Source organism: Micromonospora sp. WMMD558 (assembly GCF_049315255.1).
Taxonomy (GTDB): Bacteria; Actinomycetota; Actinomycetes; order Mycobacteriales; family Micromonosporaceae; genus Micromonospora.
The window spans coordinates 844,429-863,764 of record NZ_CP186061.1 but is presented as its reverse complement, the minus strand read 5'-3'; the positions used below and the strand labels follow the sequence as shown (position 1 = coordinate 863,764).

19 protein-coding genes are annotated in these 19,336 nt (G+C 71.7%); 14 read left to right on the top strand and 5 right to left on the bottom strand.

What is annotated here, in order from left to right; all coding sequences use genetic code 11:
* Positions 1–38 precede the first annotated feature (38 nt).
* Together cysD and ACN26Y_RS04090 are read left to right on the top strand one after the other, a co-directional pair.
* On the top strand, positions 39–950 hold the full coding sequence (cysD, locus tag ACN26Y_RS04095; RefSeq protein ID WP_422734358.1) for a sulfate adenylyltransferase subunit CysD: 912 nt from the start codon (positions 39–41) through the stop codon (positions 948–950).
* Entirely contained in the window at positions 950–2,254 is a 1,305-nt protein-coding gene (locus ACN26Y_RS04090; RefSeq protein ID WP_155328968.1) for a sulfate adenylyltransferase subunit 1, read from the top strand. Before cysD ends, ACN26Y_RS04090 begins: the two co-directional genes overlap by 1 nt.
* 59 nt (positions 2,255–2,313) lie before the next feature.
* Here ACN26Y_RS04090 and galK read toward each other — a convergent pair whose 3' ends face one another.
* Both galK and galE read right to left on the bottom strand, forming a co-directional pair.
* Positions 2,314–3,549 (bottom strand): galactokinase, encoded by a 1,236-nt coding sequence (gene galK, locus ACN26Y_RS04085; protein WP_422734357.1) that lies wholly within the window; start codon positions 3,547–3,549, stop codon positions 2,314–2,316.
* Positions 3,546–4,529: a UDP-glucose 4-epimerase GalE gene (gene galE / locus ACN26Y_RS04080; RefSeq protein ID WP_422734356.1), complete on the bottom strand. Its 984-nt coding sequence runs from the start codon at positions 4,527–4,529 to the stop codon at positions 3,546–3,548. The genes galK and galE overlap by 4 nt, the downstream gene beginning before the upstream one ends.
* 175 nt (positions 4,530–4,704) lie before the next feature.
* Here galE and ACN26Y_RS04075 point away from each other — a divergent pair, with 175 nt between their 5' ends.
* The 7 genes from ACN26Y_RS04075 to ACN26Y_RS04045 all read left to right on the top strand — a co-directional run bounded on the left by ACN26Y_RS04075 (position 4,705) and on the right by ACN26Y_RS04045 (position 10,064).
* Positions 4,705–5,727: a hemolysin family protein gene (locus ACN26Y_RS04075; RefSeq protein WP_422734355.1), complete on the top strand. Its 1,023-nt coding sequence runs from the start codon at positions 4,705–4,707 to the stop codon at positions 5,725–5,727.
* 33 nt (positions 5,728–5,760) lie between these two features.
* Complete coding sequence (trpS, locus tag ACN26Y_RS04070; RefSeq protein WP_422734354.1) at positions 5,761–6,786, top strand: tryptophan--tRNA ligase; 1,026 nt, start codon at positions 5,761–5,763, stop codon at positions 6,784–6,786.
* A gap of 28 nt (positions 6,787–6,814) precedes the next feature.
* Positions 6,815–7,390: a 2'-5' RNA ligase family protein gene (locus tag ACN26Y_RS04065; RefSeq protein ID WP_155328963.1), complete on the top strand. Its 576-nt coding sequence runs from the start codon at positions 6,815–6,817 to the stop codon at positions 7,388–7,390.
* 54 nt (positions 7,391–7,444) lie between these two features.
* Complete coding sequence (locus ACN26Y_RS04060; RefSeq protein WP_155328962.1) at positions 7,445–8,374, top strand: YihY/virulence factor BrkB family protein; 930 nt, start codon at positions 7,445–7,447, stop codon at positions 8,372–8,374.
* A 20-nt stretch (positions 8,375–8,394) separates the two neighbouring features.
* Complete coding sequence (locus ACN26Y_RS04055; RefSeq protein ID WP_155328961.1) at positions 8,395–8,760, top strand: GntR family transcriptional regulator; 366 nt, start codon at positions 8,395–8,397, stop codon at positions 8,758–8,760.
* An 18-nt stretch (positions 8,761–8,778) separates the two neighbouring features.
* Complete coding sequence (locus ACN26Y_RS04050; RefSeq protein ID WP_155328960.1) at positions 8,779–9,432, top strand: SRPBCC family protein; 654 nt, start codon at positions 8,779–8,781, stop codon at positions 9,430–9,432.
* A 188-nt stretch (positions 9,433–9,620) separates the two neighbouring features.
* Positions 9,621–10,064: a hypothetical protein gene (locus ACN26Y_RS04045; protein ID WP_155328959.1), complete on the top strand. Its 444-nt coding sequence runs from the start codon at positions 9,621–9,623 to the stop codon at positions 10,062–10,064.
* 147 nt (positions 10,065–10,211) lie between these two features.
* On the opposite strand, the gene ACN26Y_RS04040 is transcribed toward ACN26Y_RS04045, so the two are convergent.
* Both ACN26Y_RS04040 and ACN26Y_RS04035 read right to left on the bottom strand, forming a co-directional pair.
* Positions 10,212–11,846: a glycoside hydrolase family 13 protein gene (locus ACN26Y_RS04040; RefSeq protein ID WP_155328958.1), complete on the bottom strand. Its 1,635-nt coding sequence runs from the start codon at positions 11,844–11,846 to the stop codon at positions 10,212–10,214.
* Between the two features lie 215 nt (positions 11,847–12,061).
* Positions 12,062–13,135 carry a LacI family DNA-binding transcriptional regulator gene (locus ACN26Y_RS04035; RefSeq protein WP_196255776.1) on the bottom strand — a complete coding sequence of 358 codons (1,074 nt, stop codon included), beginning with the start codon at positions 13,133–13,135 and terminating at the stop codon, positions 12,062–12,064.
* A 351-nt stretch (positions 13,136–13,486) separates the two neighbouring features.
* Between ACN26Y_RS04035 and ACN26Y_RS04030 the strand changes: the two genes are divergently transcribed.
* From ACN26Y_RS04030 to ACN26Y_RS04020, 3 genes are all read left to right on the top strand, one after another.
* The gene (locus ACN26Y_RS04030; protein WP_422734353.1) at positions 13,487–14,788 is read left to right on the top strand and encodes an extracellular solute-binding protein; all 1,302 of its coding nucleotides are present in this window, start codon (positions 13,487–13,489) and stop codon (positions 14,786–14,788) included.
* A 111-nt stretch (positions 14,789–14,899) separates the two neighbouring features.
* Positions 14,900–15,919: a carbohydrate ABC transporter permease gene (locus ACN26Y_RS04025; protein WP_155328955.1), complete on the top strand. Its 1,020-nt coding sequence runs from the start codon at positions 14,900–14,902 to the stop codon at positions 15,917–15,919.
* A gap of 1 nt (position 15,920) precedes the next feature.
* Positions 15,921–16,826, top strand: coding sequence for a sugar ABC transporter permease (locus ACN26Y_RS04020; RefSeq protein ID WP_422734352.1), 906 nt, complete (start codon positions 15,921–15,923; stop codon positions 16,824–16,826).
* Positions 16,827–16,895: 69 nt separating this feature from the next.
* Here the strand turns inward: ACN26Y_RS04020 and ACN26Y_RS04015 are convergent, their stop codons facing one another.
* On the bottom strand, positions 16,896–17,492 hold the full coding sequence (locus tag ACN26Y_RS04015) for a TetR/AcrR family transcriptional regulator (protein ID WP_196255775.1): 597 nt from the start codon (positions 17,490–17,492) through the stop codon (positions 16,896–16,898).
* A gap of 98 nt (positions 17,493–17,590) precedes the next feature.
* Here ACN26Y_RS04015 and ACN26Y_RS04010 point away from each other — a divergent pair, with 98 nt between their 5' ends.
* Complete coding sequence (locus ACN26Y_RS04010; RefSeq protein ID WP_422734351.1) at positions 17,591–18,598, top strand: hypothetical protein; 1,008 nt, start codon at positions 17,591–17,593, stop codon at positions 18,596–18,598.
* Between the two features lie 120 nt (positions 18,599–18,718).
* Positions 18,719–19,060, top strand: coding sequence for a hypothetical protein (locus tag ACN26Y_RS04005; protein ID WP_155328951.1), 342 nt, complete (start codon positions 18,719–18,721; stop codon positions 19,058–19,060).
* Positions 19,061–19,336 lie beyond the last annotated feature (276 nt).

The window sequence follows — 19,336 nt, the reverse complement described above, 5'->3', positions numbered from 1 at the left end:
AAAGGTCTGGAAATGAGCGTGCGAATCGAGTCGGTGTCATGACCACCACGGCCGCGTACCAGGTTTCCCACCTCGACGCGCTGGAGGCCGAGAGCATCTTCGTGATGCGCGAGGTGGTCGCCGAGATGGAGCGCCCGGTGCTGCTCTTCTCCGGCGGCAAGGATTCGATCGTCATGCTGCGGCTGGCGCAGAAGGCGTTCGCGCCGGCCAACATCCCCTTCCCGGTCATGCACGTCGACACCGGGCACAACTTCCCCGAGGTGCTGGAGTACCGGGACCGGCGGGTCGAGGAGTTGGGCCTGCAACTCGTCGTGGCGAGCGTGCCGGAGGCACTGACCAGCGGCCTGGTGCGGGAGTCCGCCGACGGGATGCGCAACCGGATCCAGACCCCGGTGCTGCTGGACGCGGTCGAGAAGCACCGCTTCGACGCGCTCTTCGGCGGGGCCCGCCGGGACGAGGAGAAGGCCCGGGCCAAGGAGCGGGTGTTCAGCTTCCGCGACGAGTTCGGCCAGTGGGATCCGAAGAACCAGCGTCCGGAGCTGTGGGCGCTCTACAACGGGCGGCACCACCCGGGCGAGTCGATCCGGGTGTTCCCGCTGTCCAACTGGACCGAGCTGGACGTGTGGCACTACATCGCCCGGGAGCGGATCGAGCTGCCGTCGATCTACTACGCGCACGAGCGCGAGGTGATCGAACGCGACGGGATGCTGTACGCGGTCAACGAGTTCTTCCGCCCCCGGGCGGGGGAGGAGCGGTTCAAGGCGCGGGTGCGCTACCGGACGGTGGGCGACGCGTCCTGCACGGCGGCGGTCCGCTCGGACGCCGACACGGTGGAGAAGGTCATCGAGGAGGTGGCGGCCACCCGGATCACCGAGCGTGGCGCGACCCGCGGTGACGACCGGGTCAGTGAGGCCGCGATGGAGGACCGCAAGCGGGAGGGCTACTTCTGATGACCACCGAGACGATCGCGCCGGCCGGGTCCGACGCGTCCGCCCGCCCGATGGACCTGCTGCGGTTCGCCACCGCCGGCAGCGTGGACGACGGCAAGTCGACCCTGATCGGCCGGCTGCTGTACGACACCAAGTCGCTCTTCACCGACCAGCTCGCCGCGGTCGAGGCGGTCAGCGCGGCCCGGGGCGACGAGTACACGAACCTCGCGTTGCTCACCGACGGCCTGCGGGCGGAGCGGGAGCAGGGCATCACCATCGACGTGGCGTACCGCTACTTCGCCACCCCGCGGCGGAAGTTCATCATCGCCGACACCCCCGGGCACATCCAGTACACGCGGAACATGGTCACCGGGGCGTCCACGGCCGACCTGGCGCTGATCCTGGTCGACGCCCGCAAGGGTCTGGTCGAGCAGTCCCGCCGACACGCGTTCCTCTGCTCGCTGCTGCGGGTGCCGCACCTGGTCCTCTGCGTCAACAAGATGGACCTGGTGGACTGGTCGCAGGACGTGTTCGAGCGGATCGCCGACGAGTTCACCGCGTTCGCCGCGAAGCTCGAGGTGCCCGACCTGACCGTGGTGCCGATCTCCGCCCTGAAGGGCGACAACATCGTCTCCCGCTCGGAGAACATGCCCTGGTACGACGGGCCGTCGTTGCTGCACCACCTGGAGCGGGTGCACATCGCCAGCGACCGCAACCTGGTCGACGTGCGCTTCCCGGTGCAGTACGTGATCCGCCCGCAGTCGACCACCGTCACGGACTACCGGGGGTACGCCGGCCAGGTCGCCTCGGGCGTGCTCAAGCCGGGCGACGAGGTGATGGTGCTGCCGTCGGGCTTCACCAGCCGGATCGCCGCGGTGGAGACCGCTGACGGGCCGGTCGCGGAGGCGTTCCCGCCGATGTCGGTGACCGTACGCCTGACCGACGAGATCGACATCTCCCGGGGCGACATGATCTGCCGGCCGAACAACGCCCCGGCCGTCGCCCAGGACATCGAGGCGATGGTCTGCTGGATGGACGAGACCCGCCCGCTCCAGGTCGGCGGCAGGTACGCGATCAAGCACACGACCCGCTCGGCGCGGGCGATCGTCCGGGGTCTGCACTACCGGCTGGACATCAACTCGCTGCACCGCGACGAGTCGGCGGGGGAGTTGAAGCTCAACGAGATCGGTCGGGTCCGGCTGCGGACGACGGTGCCGCTGCTCGCCGACGAGTACCGCCGCAACCGCACCACCGGCGGCTTCGTGATCATCGACGAGACGACGAACCGGACGGTCGGCGCCGGCATGATCGTCGAGGCGGGCTGAGGCGGATGTTAAGAAGGGACCCCTCCTCTACCTGAGGCGTTAAGAAGGGGCCCTTCCTTTCACCCCAGGCGGGTGGCGCCGGTGGTGGGGAGGACGGTTGTCGTGTGGGGGGCGGTGAAGGCGCGCTCGGCGTACGCGTGCCGGACGGCGTCGGCGACGGCGACGGCGCGATCGGCGTCGACCAGGGCGAGGACGCAGCCGCCGAAGCCGCCGCCCGTCATCCGGGCACCCAGCGCCCCGGCGGCGAGGGCGGTCTCCACCGCGGTGTCGATCTCCGGGACGGTGATCTCGAAGTCGTCCCGCATGGACGCGTGCGAGGCGGTGAGCAGCGGCCCGATCTCGCGGACCCGACCGGCACGCAGCAACGTGACCGTGTCGAGCACCCGCTGGTCCTCGGTGACGACGTGGCGTACCCGGCGGCGGGTCTCGTCGTCGGGCAGCCGGTCGAGTGCGGCGTCGAGGTCGGCCATGGCCACGTCGCGCAGGGCGGGCACCCCGAGCGCCGCGGCGGCCCGTTCGCACGAGCGCCGGCGGGACGCGTACTCCCCGTCGGCGTGCCGGTGCGGCGCCCGGCTGTCGACCACGAGCACGGCCAGGCCGGCCTCGTCGAGGTCGAACGGGATGTGCTCGACCGACTCGTCGCGGCAGTCGAGGAACAGCGCGTGCCCGGCCCGGCAGCGGACCGCGGCCGACTGGTCCATGATCCCGGTCGGTGCGCCGACGTAGTGGTTCTCGGCCCGCTGCGCGAGCCGGGGCTGCTTCTCGGCGGGCAGGTCGAGGCCGCCCAGGTCGACGAGGGCCGCCAGCACGGCGGCCTCCAGGGCCGCCGAGGAGGAGAGCCCGGAGCCGAGCGGCACGTCGGAGGCGATCGCCAGGCGGGCGCCGGGCACGGCGTACCCGGCGTCGCGCAGCGCCCACACCACCCCCGCCACGTACGCGGCCCAGCCGGTCACCCGGCCCGGCTCGTCGACCGCCTCGGGCCCGAACTCCACCGGGTGGTCGGCGAGCTCCGACCAGACCGTCCAGCCCTGGTCCTCCCGCGCCGCGGCGGCGACCACGGTACGCAGCGGCAGCGCGAAGGGGAGCACGTAGCCGTCGTTGTAGTCGGTGTGCTCGCCGATCAGGTTGACCCGGCCGGGAGCCGCCCAGCGGCCCGCCGGCTCGGCGGCGTACCGGGAGCAGAAGCCGGCGGTGGCACGGGCCGCGACGTCGGCGGTGACGCCGGTGGTCGTGCCGGCCGTGCCGTCGCCGGCGTCGGCGTCGGCGTGGGCTTCCGAGACGGACCGGCCGGTCACGCCCCCTCCAGGACGTGGGTGCGGTAGAACGCCCAGGCGTCGTGGACCATGTCGTGCAGCGTCGGCTTGGCCGGCACCCAGCCCAGCTCCGCCCGGGCCAGGTCGGAGGCGGCGACCAGCTCGGCGGGGTCGCCCTCGCGGCGCGGCGCGACCTCGACCGGGACCGGGTGACCGGTGACCTCACGGACCACCTCGACCACCTGGCGGTTGGTGAAGCCGTTGCCGTTGCCCAGGTTGTAGATGCGGTGCTGGCCGGGGACCGCCGCGTCGAGCGCCAGCAGGTGGGCGCGGGCCAGGTCGGCGACGTGGATGTAGTCGCGGACGCAGGTGCCGTCGACGGTGGGGTAGTCGTCGCCGAAGAGCTGGAGCTTCTCCCGCCGGCCGGCGGCCACGTCGAGGGCGATGGGGATGAGGTGGGTCTCCGGGTCGTGCCGCTCGCCGAGGGCCACGTCGCCGTCGAGGTGCGCGCCGGCGACGTTGAAGTAGCGCAGCGAGACGGCGGCGAGGCCGTGCCCGGCCGCCTCGGAGGTGAGCGCCATGTCGACGGTGAGCTTGGTGGCCCCGTACGTGTTGGTGGGCGCGGTGACCGCGGTCTCCGGGATCGGCAGGTCGGTCGGGTTGCCGTAGACGGCGGCGGTGGAGGAGAAGACCAGCTTCGGCACTCCGGCGGTGCGCACCGCGTCGATCAGGGCGAGCGAGCCGATGACGTTGTTGTGCCAGTACAGCTCGGGCTTGACCATCGACTCGCCGGCGGCGATCAGGGCGGCGAAGTGCAGCACCCCGTCGAAGCCCGCGTCGGGGGTCAGCACCCGGGCCACGTCGTGGAGCGCGACGTCGACGTGCGTGGCCTCGGGCGCGAGCGCCTCGCGGTGGCCCGTCCGGAGGTCGTCCAGGACGACGACCTCGTGGCCGGCGTCGAGCAGCATCCGGGTCACCACGCTGCCGATGAAGCCGGCGCCGCCGGTGACGAGCAGTTTCACGTCGGTCTCCTCCTGCCTGGCCGCCGTGCCGGTGGCCGTTCGGTGATCACCCTACGGCTGCCGGCGGTGGGCGTGCTGCACCCCGGGCTCTCCGCCATTCCATCATAATCTTTCATGATTGAGCAGAGTCGAACATGGGCCGTTTCCCGCGGCCCCGGTGTCTACCATCCTTCTCATGCGGGAAGCGGGCGGTCCCGGGCTCCGGCGTCGAGCGCGGGGGCGGCCCCGCCGCGAACCCGGGCCCGTCGCCCGGGCGGTCGCCCGCGTCGTGGTCCGCGTCGCCACGGGCGCGACCCGGCTGGTCACCGACCTGCTCGGGGCCAGCCCCGCGTCCGGTCGGGAACGGATCAGCGAGGACGAGCTGCGCGACCTGGTCGCCGCGGCCACCGTGCTGGACCCGGTGGAGCGGCGGATCATCGACGAGGTGCTGGTGGCCGGCGCGAGCCTGGTCCGCGAGGTGATGATGCCGCGCACCGAGGTGGTCTTCCTCTCCGCCGCGCTCACCATCGCCGAGGCGGAACGGCTGGTGCGGCTCGAGACCCACACCCGCTACCCGGTGGTCGACGGCACCCACGACGACGTGGTCGGCTTCGTGCACCTGCGCGACGTGCTGCTGCGGCCGGACCAGGACCCGTGCACCACCGTCGGCGAGCTGACCCGGGAGGTCAAACGGCTGCCCGGCAGCAAGCGCGTGCTCCCGGCCCTGACCGAGATGCGCCGCGAGGGGCACCACCTCGCGGTGGTGGTCGACGAGTACGGCGGCACCGCCGGCATCGTCACCTGCGAGGACCTGATCGAGGAACTGGTCGGTGAGCTCCACGACGAGTACGACACCCCGCCCGAGCCCACGACCTACGGGCTACCCGCGATGGTGGACGGCCGGCTGAACCTCGCCGACTTCGCCGAACGCACCGGGGTGACCCTGCCGACCGGCCCGTACGAGACGGTCGGCGGGTTCGTGATGGCGGCGCTGGGCCGGTTGCCGGTGGTCGGCGACGAGGTGCCGGTGACCGCCGAGCCGGCCGGCGGCGGGCCCGCCAACGACCAGCCGGGTGCCGGCTGGTCGTTGCGGGTGCTCGCGCTCGACGGGCGCCGCGTCGCCCGGGTCGCCGTCTCCGTCGCGCGCCTGCCCGAGCCCCGGCGCGCCGTCACCGCCCCCACGCCGGCCGGGCACGCGCGACCCGCCGGCCCGTCATGACGGACGCCGGGTGTTGCTGACAGAATTGCCGGCATGTCCGACGTACCCGCCCGCCCGCGTGTCTTCTCCGGCATCCAGCCGACGGCCGACTCGTTCCACCTCGGCAACTACCTGGGCGCGGTACGGCACTGGGTGGCGTTGCAGGAGACCCACGACGCGTTCTACTGCGTGGTGGACCTGCACGCGATCACCGCCGGGCACGACCCGAAGGAGTTGCCGCAGCGGTCCCGGATGGCGGCCGCGCAGTTGCTCGCGGTCGGTCTGGACCCGGAGCGCTGCACGCTCTTCGTGCAGTCCCAGGTGCCCGAGCACGCCCAGCTGGCGTGGGTGCTGGGGTGCATCACCGGGTTCGGCGAGGCGAGCCGGATGACCCAGTTCAAGGACAAGTCGCAGAAGCAGGGCAACGAGCGGGCCAGTGTCGGCCTGTTCACGTACCCGATCCTCCAGGCCGCCGACATCCTTCTCTACCAGGCGCACGCCGTGCCGGTCGGCGAGGACCAGCGGCAGCACCTGGAGCTCTCCCGCGACCTGGCGCAGCGATTCAACACGCTGTTCGGGCCGACCTTCACGGTGCCCGCACCGCACATCGTCAAGGACACCGCGAAGATCACCGACCTGCAGGACCCGACTGCCAAGATGTCGAAGTCGTCCTCGTCGCCGGCCGGCATCGTCAACCTCCTGGAGGACCCGGCCCGGTCGGCCAAGAAGATCCGCTCGGCCGTCACCGACACCGGCCGGGAGATCGTCTTCGACGCCGACACCAAGCCGGGCATCTCCAATCTCCTCACCATCTACGCCGCGCTCTCCGGCCGGAGCATCGACGACCTGGTCGCCGCGTACGCCGGCAAGGGCTACGGCGACCTCAAGAAGGACCTCGGCGAGGTCGTCCGCGAGTTCGTCGGCCCGGTCCAGGAACGCACCCGGGCCTACCTGGACGACCCCGCCCAGCTGGACAAGCTGCTCGCCACCGGAGCGGAGAAGGCGCGGGCCGCGGCGGCGCCGACGCTGCGGGCCGCGTACGAGCGGGTGGGCTTCTTCCCGCCGGTGCGCGGCGAGTAGCGTCGCCGCGCGACGGTACGAGTGGGTCGTGGAGTCGGTGGCCGGAGGGGTGGCGCGGAGCGTGGATCAACGGGACGTGCCGGCGTCCGGCGACACCATCCAGATCGGCATCGCCGTGGACATCCCCGAGCCGTGGGGCGGCATGCTCACCCGGCGCCGGGTGGAGGCGGGTGACCCGCAGGCCGTACCGGCGCACGTGACGCTGCTCGGGCCGACCGAGATCCCGGTCGTCACGCTCCCGGCCGTCGAACGGCACCTGGACGCGGTCGCCGCCGCCCACCTTCCGTTCACGCTGCACCTGCGGGGCACCGGCACGTTCCGGCCGGTCACCCAGGTGGTGTTCGTGGCGGTGGCCGCCGGGATCAGCGAGTGCGAGCTGCTCGCCGCCGCGATCCGCGCCGCGCCGGAGCTGCACCGCGAGACCCGCTTCCCGTACCACCCGCACGTCACGGTCGCGCAGGACGTCGCGCCGGAGGCGCTGGACAAGGTGTACGAGGACCTGGCCGACTTCTCGGCGATGTTCGAGGTGGAGGCGTTCACCCTCTTCTCGCACAGCGGGCAGGCGCGGTGGCAGCCGCGCCGGGACTTCCGGCTCGGCGGCTGACACGGCGGCGTTCGGATCACCCCGCACGGGCCGGAGATCGGCGAGGATGACGGTGTGAACGTGTTCGGGCGCGTCGAGGCGACCATCGGTGCGCGCATCGACGCCGCCCGCCGTCGCTCCGGCACCTTCGACCACGTGTGGCGGGCCGGCGTGCTCTACAACGACCTGCTCGGTGGCCGGCTGGCCGCCGCGATCGCCTACTACGGCTTCTTCGCGGTGTTCGCGCTCGCCCTGGTCGCGTACTCCGTCTTCGGCGCGATCCTCGAGGACAACGACGAGGTCAGCGCGGCGGCGGCCGATTTCCTGCGGGAGAACCTGCCGTTCCTCGACCCGGTGCAGATCGCCGAGGACAGCGGTACGGTCGGGGTGGTCGGCCTGGTGATCCTCGCGTTCACCGGCATCGGCTGGGTGGAGGCGATCCGCTCGTCGCAGCGGCTCATGTACGGCATCAACCAGCAACCGGGCAACCTGGTCGTCCGCCGGCTGGTCGACCTGGGCGTGCTGCTGATCGTCTTCGTGCTGCTCGGCGTCTCGGTGGCCGCCGTCGACGCGCTGGAGGCCCTCCTGCGTTTCCTGCTGCGCAGCACCGGCTCGCTCGGCCTGACCACCGTCAGCGCGGTGCTCAGCGTCCTGGTGAACATGGTGCTCGCCACCCTGCTGCTGGTGGCGGTGCCGCGGCTGCGGATCAGCCGGGACCGGCTGCGCCCGGTGGTGCTGCTGGTGGCGGTCGGCATCACGCTGCTCAACACCGTGGGGCGCTACTACGTGGTGCGGACCGAGCGGAACCCCGCGTACACGGTCGTGGCCGGCGCGGTGGGCCTGCTCCTCTACCTGTACCTGCTCAACCAGCTCGTGCTCTTCGGGGCGGCCCTGGCCGCGACCAGTCAGCGGGGGCGGGTGGTGGACCTGGCGGAGGGGCCGGCGCCGGTGGACGTGGACGTGGACGAGGAGATCGAGCCGGGAACCCCGGGTGGGGCCGGCTGAACGGGGGAAGGGAGGCACACGTGCGGATCCTGATCGACCCGCGCTCGTCGGTGCCGCCGTACGAGCAGGTGCGGGCGCGGATCGCGGAGCAGGTGGGGGACGGCCGGCTGCCGGTCGGCACGCGGCTGCCGCCGGTACGCCAGCTCGCCGCGGACCTCGGCCTGGCCGTCAACACGGTGGCCCGGGCGTACCGGGAGCTGGAGGCGGCGGGGTTGGTGGAGACCCGGGGCCGGCACGGCACGGTTGTCGCACCCGGCCGCGATGATGCGACGGACCGGTTGCAGCGGGCCGCGGGCGAGTACGCGGCGGAGGCGGCCCGGCTGGGTGTGGCGCCGGAGACGGCGGTCGCCCTGGTCCGGGCCGCGGTCGAGGCGCGCACCGGCTGACGAGGCAGGAGGGCATCGATGACCGACTCGGACGGCACCGTGGTCGAGACGAGCGTGCAGGCACCACCGGAGCGGGTCTGGTCGGCGCTGACCGTGCCGGCGGAGATCCGGCAGTGGTTCGGCTGGGAGTACGACGGGCTCGACGAGGAGATCCGGTTCATCTTCGTCGACCACGCGGAACCGGCGCCGCCGGACCGGATCGCCATGTCCGACGGCTCCGAGCTGCGGCTCGACTCCGACGGCGACGGGACGCGGCTGAGCGCGGTGCTGCCGGCCCCGGCCGACGCCGCGGCGGCCGCCGAGCAGCGGGTGATCGCGGAGGGCTGGCGCACGTTCTTCGCCCAGCTGCGCTTCCTGCTGGAGCGCCGGCCGGAGGGTGCGCGCCGGACGGTGTTCCTGAGCGGCACCGGGACCGGCCGGGAGCTGCTGGCGGCGCTGGGCACGGCCGGCTCGACCGACGAGTGGTTCCACAGCCCGCGGCAGCGGATCGTGGTCGACCCGGACGGGCGGCTGCTGGCGGCGACCGCCGAGCGGCCGTTGGACGATCCGGAGCCGGGCACGGTCAACCTCACGGTGAGCGCCTTCGGCATCGACGACGCCGAGGCCGCCCGCCTGGAGCGGGTCTGGGCCGCCCGCTGGGCGCCGCTCGCCTCCGGCGAGGCGTCCGCGTGACCGACCGCCCGCCCGGCCGCTGGTCCGGACGAGGGTGATCGGTTCCGCCGCCGGCGGCCTGGCGGTGCCCGAGCGACGGGGGCCGCGCGCTGCCGGCGGCACCGGGGGTCGATCATGTGACACCCGAACAAGCGATGATGCCGGCGAACCGGGCACGTCGCGCCCTCTGCGGGGACGATGATGGGCGGGTGGGCGCTCTCGTGACACTCGACCTGCCGGACGACTCGCCGATGTTCGACCTGCCGTGGATCATCACCTTCGGCCCGCTGGGGGACGCTGACGAGTGGGAGCCGGTGGTCTGCGGCCCGTACGAGCGGGCGCACGCGTTGACCCTCGCCGAGGCGGTCGTCTCGGAGGAGCAGCTGATGGCGGTGGTCGAGCCGCTGCTGCCGGCGGTTTCGGTCGACGAGATCCGCAGCGAGATCGCCGCCGCCCAGATCGCCGCCGAGGACGAGGCGGCGCAGGTCGACAGCGCCGACCTGTACGGCGACTACGAGGACACCATCGACGAGGAACTGGAGGCGGCGGCCGAGCGGGACCGGCGTACCGGTCCGGCGGTGCCGCCGACCGAGGCCGAGCTGCGGGCCGGCTTCGGCCGCATCGCGGCCCGGCTGCCCGGCGCCGGCGGCTGACCAGGGACGGTGGATGGACACCGGCGCCCCGGGACCGAGATCCCGAGGCGCCGGCGCCACCTCACCCCCCACCACAAGGGGTCGGTTGCCCAGTCGCCCGGCGGCGCGGAGCACGACGGACGACCAGGTCGATGTGGGCTTACCCGCTCAGCGCCGTTCGAACCAGGCGGCGGCGTCGACCGGGAGCACGTGGGCGGAGCCCTGACGGGTGAGCGTCTCGCTGGCGACGAGCGGGTCGCCGTACCCGTCGATCACGGCCGGCGCGCCGCTGATGTTGACCACACAGGTCAGCACGGTGTCGCCGGCGGTGCGGCTGAAGGCGAGCACGCCCGGCTCGGTCTCCAGCCAGGTGATCCCGGACGCCGAGGCGGACAGCGCCGGGTGCGTCCGGCGGATCCGCAGCGCCGCGCGGTACAGCTCCAGCGTCGAGCCGGGTACGCCGGCCTGGGCGGCGACCGACAGCTCCCGCCAGGTGGCGGGGGCCGGCAGCCAGCTCAGCTCGCAGCCCTCCGGCCCGAAGCCGTACGGGGCCAGCTCGCCGCTCCACGGGATCGGCACCCGGCAGCCGTCCCGGCTCTCGCCGGTCCGCAGGAACGCGGGGTCCTGGCGCAGCTCGTCCGGCAGGTCGAGCACCTCCGGCAGGCCCAGCTCCTCGCCCTGGTAGACGTACGCGCAGCCGGGCAGCGCCAGCATCAGCAGCGTCGCCGCGCGGGCGCGGCGCAGCCCCTCGGGGCCGTCGCCGTAGCGGGTGACGTGCCGCTGCTTGTCATGGTTGGACAGCACCCAGGTGGTCGGAGCGCCGACGATGGTCGACTCGGCCAGCGCCGTGTCGACCACCTTGCGGAACGAGTCGGCCGACCAGGTGGCGTCGAGGAAGTCGAAGCTGAACGCCTGGTGCAGCTCGTCCGGGCCGATGTAGCGGGCCAGCCGCTGCGGCGTCTCGGCCCAGGCCTCCGCGACCGCCATCCGGCCGCCGGGGTAGCTGTCCAGGATCGGGCGCCAGGCGCGGTAGATGTCGTGGACCTCGTCCTGGTCGAAGTACGGCAGGCGGCCCTTGCCGAGCAGCTCGACCTGACGCTGGCCGGTGGTCATGCTGCTGAACCCGACGTCCGGCAGCCCTTCGGCCTTGATCATCCCGTGGGCGACGTCGATCCGGAAGCCGTCGACCCCGCGGTCCAGCCAGAACCGGAGCACGTCCTCGAACTCGGCGCGGACCTCCGGGTGGCGCCAGTTCAGGTCGGGCTGGGCCGGGTCGAACAGGTGCACGTACCACTGGCCGTCCGCGACCCGCGTCCAGGCGGGGCCGCCGAAGATGCTCTCCCAGTCGTTCGGGGGCAGCTCGCCGTGCTCGCCCCTGCCCTCGGCGAACAGGTAGCGCTCGCGTTCCGGGGAGCCGGGACCGGCGGCCAGCGCGGCCTGGAACCAGACGTGCTGGCTGGAGGTGTGGTTCGGAACCAGGTCGACGATGATCCGCAGGCCCAGCGTGTGGGCGTCGGCGATCATCTCGTCGAAGTCGGTGAGGGTGCCGAACATCGGGTCGACGTCCCGGTAGTCGGCGACGTCGTACCCGCCGTCGACCATCGGCGAGGTGTAGAAGGGCGTCAGCCAGAGCGCGTCCACCCCGAGGTCGCGCAGGTACGGCAGGCGCTGCCGGATGCCCTGCAGGTCGCCGATTCCGTCGCCGTCGGAGTCGGCGAAGCTGCGGACGTAGACCTGGTAGACGACCGCGGAGCGCCACCAGTCGTCGTCGGAGGTCAGCGGCGTGGGGTTGCTGGGGGTCATCGAGGAGTTCCCCGTTCTGTGGCGCGGGACGGCGGGGTCCGCGCGGGGGCATGGGAGCGCGGACGTCCGTCAAGGGTGCCGCTCTCCGACTGCAAGAGTCAAGCATTCCTTGCGCAAGAGATGACGGCGATCACGTCGCACCATGGGCCGGCGGCGAGCCGACGGCACGGCGACGGCCGGACCGTGCTGAACGGTCCGGCCGGGAGGGTGACAGGTCAGGCCGAGACGGCGAGGGCGGACGGCGCCGGGCGTTGCCGCTTGGGGCCGTCGGCGGAGGCCGTCCGGGCCACGGCGGTCGAGCCGCGGACCACCAGCTCGGGGCGGAACAGGTACTCCGAGTGGGGTGCGGCGTGCCCGTTGATCTCGTCGACCATGGCCCGCACGGCGGCCACCGCCATCGCGGCCACCGGCTGGCGCATGGTGGTCAGCGGGGGGTCGGTGAACGCCATCAGCGGGGAGTCGTCGTACCCGACGACGGACAGGTCGTCCGGAACGGACAGGCCCCGCTGCCGGGCGGCCCGGATCGCGCCGAGCGCCATCAGGTCGGAGCCGCAGACGATGCCGGTGACGCCGCGGTCGAGCAGCCGCGCGGCGGCGGCCTCGCCGCCCTCCACCCCGAAGAGGGAGAGCTCGGTCAGCTCGGCCAGCTCGGCGTCGGACACGTCGAGGCGCTTCATCGCGGCCTTGTAGCCGGTGACCTTGCGCTGCACGGGGACGAACCGGTCCGGGCCGGTGATCAGGCCGATCCGCCGGTGCCCCAGGGCGGCCAGGTGTGCGACGGCCAGCTCGGCGGCCTCGCGGTCGTCGCAGGAGACGAAGGGCGCCTGGATGCCCGAGGCGTACCCGTTGATCATGACCACCGGCAGCGGCCGGGCGGTCAGCGCGCGGTACCGGTCGTGGTCGGCGGCGGTGTCGGCGTGCAGGCCGGAGACGAAGATGATGCCGGAGACCTGGCGGTCCAGCAGCATCTCCACGTACTCGTCCTCGCGGACGCCGCCGGGGGTCTGCGTGCACAGCACCGGGGTGTATCCGGTGGGGGCGAGCGCGGACTCGATGATCTGCGCGAAGGCCGGGAAGATCGGGTTGTCGAGCTCCGGGACGACCAGGCCGACCAGGCCGGCGCTGCGCTTGCGCAGCCGGGCCGGGCGCTCGTAGCCGAGGACGTCGAGGGCGGTCAGGACGGCCTGCCGGGTCTCGGGGGCCACCCCGGGGCGGTCGTTGAGCACCCGCGACACCGTGGCCTCGCTGACTTCGGCCTGCTGGGCGATGTCGGACAGTCGAGCGCGCATGGCGGCACTGTAGCTCACTGAGTGGTTCTTGCGCAGTGGCCCGCAAGTTCTTGCAGGTTCGAGCAGTGACGATCTTCCGCCCGCTGCCGTCGCCCGGCGCGGCAGCGCCACCGCGGGCGCCCCGTCGGGTGCCGAGGGGAACGCGCAGGTGACGCAGGGTCCTGCGACGGTCACCGAGATGGGATCTGGGACACCTTCGGCCGCTGTTGGTTTGTCCCAAAGGCCCCAACCGAGGGATCGTCAGATGACAAGACGGGATCGGTTGTTGCAAGGGCGTTCGCAAGGGGTTTCTAATCCGGAAACTTCTTGCTACTGTCCCGCCGATACCCGGCAGGCAATCTAGGAGCGAACATGCGTCGCACAGCCAAGGGGATCGCCGTTCTCGCCTCCACCACCCTTGCTCTCGCCCTCGCCGCCTGCGGCGGGGAGGACAAGACGACGGAGGAGCAGCCGAAGGCGGATCCCGCAGCCCTCAAGGCCGAACTGACCTGGTGGGACACGTCCGACCCGAAGAACGAGGGTCCGGCGTTCCAGGAGCTGATCGCCAAGTTCAACCAGACCTACCCGAACGTCAAGATCAGCTACCAGTCGGTCCCGTTCGGTGAGGCCCAGAACAAGTTCAAGACCGCCGCGCAGGCCAAGACGGGCGCGCCGGACATCCTCCGGGCCGAGGTGGCCTGGGTGCCGGAGTTCGCCTCCCTCGGTCACCTCTACGCTCTGGACGGCTCCGAGCTGCTCGCCGACGAGTCGGACTTCCTGGAGACCCCGCTCGCGTCGAACAAGTACGACGGCAAGACGTACGGCGTCCCGCAGGTGACCGACACGCTGTCGCTCATGTACAACAAGGAGCTGCTGACCAAGGCCGGCATCTCCACCCCGCCGAAGACCTGGGCCGAGCTGAAGACCGCTGCCCAGACCATCAAGCAGAAGACCGACGCCGAGGGCCTCTACGTCAACCCGGCCGGCTACTTCATGCTGCCGTTCATGTACGGCGAGGGCGGCGACCTGGTCGACGTCCAGTCCAAGAAGATCACCGTCAGCTCGGACCAGAACGTCGCCGGGCTGAAGATCGCCAAGGACCTCATCGACAGCGGCGCGGCCGCCAAGCCGTCCGCCAACGACTCCTACGGCACCATGATGACCCTCTTCAAGGAGAAGAAGGTCGCCATGATCATCAACGGCCCGTGGGAGGTCAACAACGTCAAGTCGGCGCCGACCTTCGGTGGCCTGGAGAACCTGGGCATCGCCCCGGTTCCGGGTGGCTCGGCCAAGGCCGGCGGCCCGGTCGGCGGCCACAACTACACGATCTGGTCCGGCATGCCGCAGGAGAAGGTCGACGCGGCCGTCGCCTTCGTGAAGTTCATGAGCTCCGCCGAGTCGCAGGCCTTCCTCTCCGAGAAGCTCGGCCTGCTGCCGACCCGCAAGTCGGCGTACAACCTCGACGCGGTGAAGAACAACCCGATCGTGGCCGCGTACCAGCCGGCCGTCGAGGCCGCCATCGGCCGTCCGTGGATCCCCGAGGCCGGCCAGTTCTTCGGCCCGCTGGACCAGATGGCCACCGAGGTCCTGATCCAGAACAAGGACCCGAAGGCCGCGCTCGACACCGTCGCCAAGAAGTACAAGGCAGAGGTCGTCACCTCGTACGGTCTCTGATCCGACCGTCGGCGCTGGCAGCGGCCGGCGACCACTTCGGCACCCGGCAGGGCCGCGCGACCGTCCCCGGTCGCCGGCCCTGCCGGCTCACTCCCCTGGAGCACAGCTGATATGCGCACTGTGACAGCCGAGCCGGCGCCAGCGTCCGCGCCGTCCGGCCGCCGCTCCGCACCACCGTCCCGGCTGCGGCGCAGCTGGGACAAGCACTGGTACGCCTGGGCCATGGTCCTGCCCGTGGTCATCGTCCTGGCGGTTCTGATCTTCTACCCGCTCTTCCGCGGGGTCTGGCTCTCCCTCACCAACCTCACCGAGGCCAACCAGGTGGCGGAGATCTGCACCAGGTCGATCACCGGCAGCGAGGTATGCAAGGACAACCCCAACAAGTGGGAGTTCGTCGGCCTCGACAACTACGTCAACGTCCTGAGCGGCAACGTCGGTCAGTTCTGGCAGTGGACCGGCATCACGTTGATCTGGACCGTCGGATGCGTTGTGTTCCACTACGGTCTGGGCCTCGGCCTGGCCGTGATGCTCAACCGCCCGATGTGGGGCCGCGGCCTCTACCGGGTGCTGCTGGTGCTGCCCTGGGCGGTCCCGGCGTTCGTGAGCGCGTTCGCCTGGAAGTTCATCTTCAACGAGCGCTTCGGCCTGGCGAACTCAGTGCTCTCCTCGCTCGGCATCGACCCCGTGGACTGGTTCTCCAACCAGTGGACCTCGCTGTTCACCGCGATCGTCACCAACATCTGGCTCGGCGTGCCGTTCATGATGGTCGCCCTGTTGGGCGGCATGCAGACCATTCCCGGTGAGCTGTACGAGGCCGCCGAGATCGACGGCGCCTCGCCGTGGCAGCGGTTCCGCAACATCACGCTGCCGGGCCTGCGCTCGGTCAGCATGACGGTGATCCTGCTCGGCACCATCTGGACGTTCAACATGTTCCCGATCATCTTCCTGGTGACCGAGGGGCAGCCGGCTGGCGAGACCGAGATCCTGGTGACCGGCGCCTTCCGGGCGGCGTTCGAGGGCATCCGCAACTACTCGCTCGCGTCCACGTACGGGGTGCTGATCCTGTCGATCCTGCTGGTCTTCTCGGTGTTCTACCGGCGGGTGCTGCGCAAGCAAGGCGAGGTGTGGTGACATGACCCAGCTGACCACTCCCGCGGCGGCGACTCCCGCCGCGGCCGCCCCCGCTCGGAGCCCGGGGCGGCCCGGCCGCACCCGGCGCAGCCCGGCGAAGTCGCTGCTGCTGCACGGCACGCTGATCCTCGCGTCGCTGATCGCGATCGGCCCGATCGCCTGGGTGCTGCTGTCCTCCTTCAAGCCCGGGTATGCGGTGCAGAGCAGCGACCTGACCCTGGTCAAGGAACCGACCCTGGCCAACTACAGCTACGTGCTGTTCGACACCAACTTCCCGAAGTGGCTGTTGAACTCGGTGATCGTGGCGGCGTTCACCATGCTCATCGGCATCTTCCTCTCGGCCACCACCGGCTATGCGGTGTCCCGGTTCAACTTCCCGGGCCGCCGTTCGCTGATGCTGGTCTTCCTGGTCACCCAGATGTTCCCGGCGGCCATCCTGATCGTGCCGATCTACACGATCATGGCGCGGCTCGGCCTGATCAACACCCTGCCGGCATTGATCATCGCGTACCTGACCATCGCCGTGCCGTTCTGCGCCTGGATGCTGAAGGGCTACTTCGACTCCATCCCCACCTCGCTCGACGAGGCGGCGGCGCTGGACGGGTGCGGTCCGTTCGCCATCTTCTGGAAGGTGGTGCTGCCGCTGGCCCGCCCGGCCATCGCGGTCACCGCCTTCTACACCTTCCTCACCGCGTGGGGCGAGGTGATGTACGCGTCGGCCTTCATCCAGACCGACAACAAGTTCACCCTGGCGTACGGGCTCCAGCAGTTCGTGCCGCAGTTCAACCCGCAGTGGGAGTACCTCACGGCGGCGGCGGTCCTGGTGACCGTGCCGGCGGGCCTGGTGTTCATGTTCGCCCAGCGCCACCTGGTGTCGGGGCTGACCGCGGGCGGCACGAAGGGCTGACGCGGGGCCGGATTCGCGAAGGGCGGGCGTCGTTCGACGCCCGCCCTTCGTCGTCACCCCGGGAACCGCTCATCCGCCGGGGCGCAGGAGGGCGCGTACCCCGGCGAGATAGGTCGCCCGGTCCGGCCGGCCGGTGAGGATGCACTGGAGGAACCAGCCGGGGACCAGGGCGAAGAGGGCTGCCCCGACCGCCTCCGGGTCGGCGTCCGGTGGCACCTCGCCGGTGCGCTGCGCCCGCCGGGCGAGGGTCTCGAAGTTGCTCCGGATGCCGTCGTACGTCCGGGCCACGAAGGCTGCCAGGGCCGGCTCCCGCTGGGCCTCACCCCAGACCTGGATCGCGATCCGCACGACGCCGTCGTCGCCCATCTGGGTCTCGACGTACTCCAGCGCGCGGTCGAGGGCGTCCAGCAGCGGTGGCGGCGGGTCGCGGCGGATCAGGTCGGCGAGGATTTCCCCGACGCCGCCGACGGCCTCTTCCGCGATGGCGTTGATGAGGTCTGCCTTGCTCGGGAAGTAGCGGTAGACCGCACCGACCGACAGCCCCGCCTCGGCGATCACGTCCTGCATCGTCGTGCGGTGGAAGCCGTCCCGGACGAAACAGCGGCGGGCGGCGTCGACGATCTGACGACGACGGGCGGCGAGGTGTTGTTCCGAGACACGTGGCACGGGATACAGCGTAAAGCGAACGTTCGTTCTTGACAGTCGGCCTGCGGCCGGAGCACGCTGAGCCTAAAGAAGAACGAGCGTTCGTTTTGGGAGTAGCCATGTCGTCCCGTGTCCGGTCACCCCTGTCGCTCGCCGTGCTGCTCGCCGCTGTCCTGGTGGGTCTGCAGGCGCTGCTCGTACCCCTGTTCGCGGCTCCCGCCGCCAACCTGGCACCGCGGGACCTGCCGATCGCCGTCGCGGGGCCGGCGCCGGTCGCCGACCAGGTCGCCGCGCGGCTCACCGCCGCCCGTCCCGGGGCCTTCGAGGTCGCCACCCTGCCCGACGCGGCCGCCGCCGACCGGGCCCTGCGGGACCGGGAGGTCTACGCCGCCTTCGTCGTCCGGCCCGACGGACTCGCCCTGCACACCGCGCCGGCGGCGAGCCCGACCGTCGGCCTGCTGCTCACCGAGGCGGCGGACCAGGTCGCCGCCGGCCGGCCCGTGCCCCTGGTCGAGGTGGTCCCCGGCGATCCCGACGACGTACGAGGCGCGGGGTTCGCGGCGGGTTTCCTCCCGTTGGCCCTCACCGGCCTGCTCGCCGGAGCGCTGGTCGTCCTGCTGGTGTCGGGCCGCCTCGCGCGGATGACCGGCCTGGCTCTCTTCGGGGTGCTCGCCGGCGCGGTCGGCGTCGGGGTGCTGCACGGTTGGCTCGGTGTCATCGACGGCGACGGCCTCGCCGAGGCGGGGGCGATCGGTCTCTTCGCGCTCGCGGCGTCGGCGACGGTGGCCGGGCTCGGCGCCGTGCTCGGCCGCCCCGGCCTGGCGTTGGGGGCCGTGCTGGTGTTCCTGGTCGGCAACCCGCTGTCGGCGGTCAGCGCCGCGCCGGAGCTGCTGCCCCAGCCGTGGGGCGAGGTGGGGCAGTGGTTGCCGGTCGGCGCGGGCGGGACGCTGCTGCGCTCGGTGGCCTTCTTCGACGGCGCGGCGGCGGGCCGACCGCTCGCGGTGCTGGCCGGGTACGCGCTGGTCGGGCTCACCCTGGTGGCGCTCGCGCGCACCGGGACAGCCGGTGCCTCGGCGGGCGGAGCCGCCGCTGTCGTGCCGGATGAGACCGTGGCCGCCGGGCGCTGACGCGCCGCGCGCGGGCAGGGGCGGGCGGGCGCCGGTGGGTGCCCGCCCGTCGGCGTGGCGACGCGCGACGCGCCCGACCCCCTCTACTACAAAACGTCGTTGATGCGAGAGGATGGGGACGTGGAAGCTCTTCGACTCATCCTCCGGTACATCCACCTCATCGGCTTCGCGCTGCTGCTCGGCGGTGCGATCGTGCAGTACGTGACCGGCCGGATCCGGATCAATCAGCCCATGCTCTGGGGCGCGTGGACCATGCTGCTGACCGGAATCGCCCTTTCCGCGCCGCTTCGCGACGGGGACGAGCCGGCACCCGCGAAACTTGTTACCAAACTGGTGCTCGCACTGCTGATCTTTGTCATGGTCTTCTTCTCCCGCAAGCGGGACGTGGTCAACCGCGGCCACTTCCTCGCGATCATCGGGTTGACCCTGGTCAACGCAGCGGTGGCGGTCTTCTGGCGGTAACGTCCGACAGAGGCAGAGCCATCCGGGAACAGGACGTTCGCGCGCCCCAGCGCCCACTTACCGATACTGAGCGTGATTTGGCCCACCCACGGGTTACGTAGGGGTAACAGGCGCTCAACAGTCGTGCACGATTGTCGGCCGGTGGAGGGGCGTGGGCGTACGCTCTGCGTCCGTAACGTGGGACGCCGGCGGCACAGCGCAAGCCGGTTGACAAAGGGCTGCCACCGCGTGCAGCGGTGAGCAATGGAAGGAGACGTCTTGCGCTCGGTGCGTGGG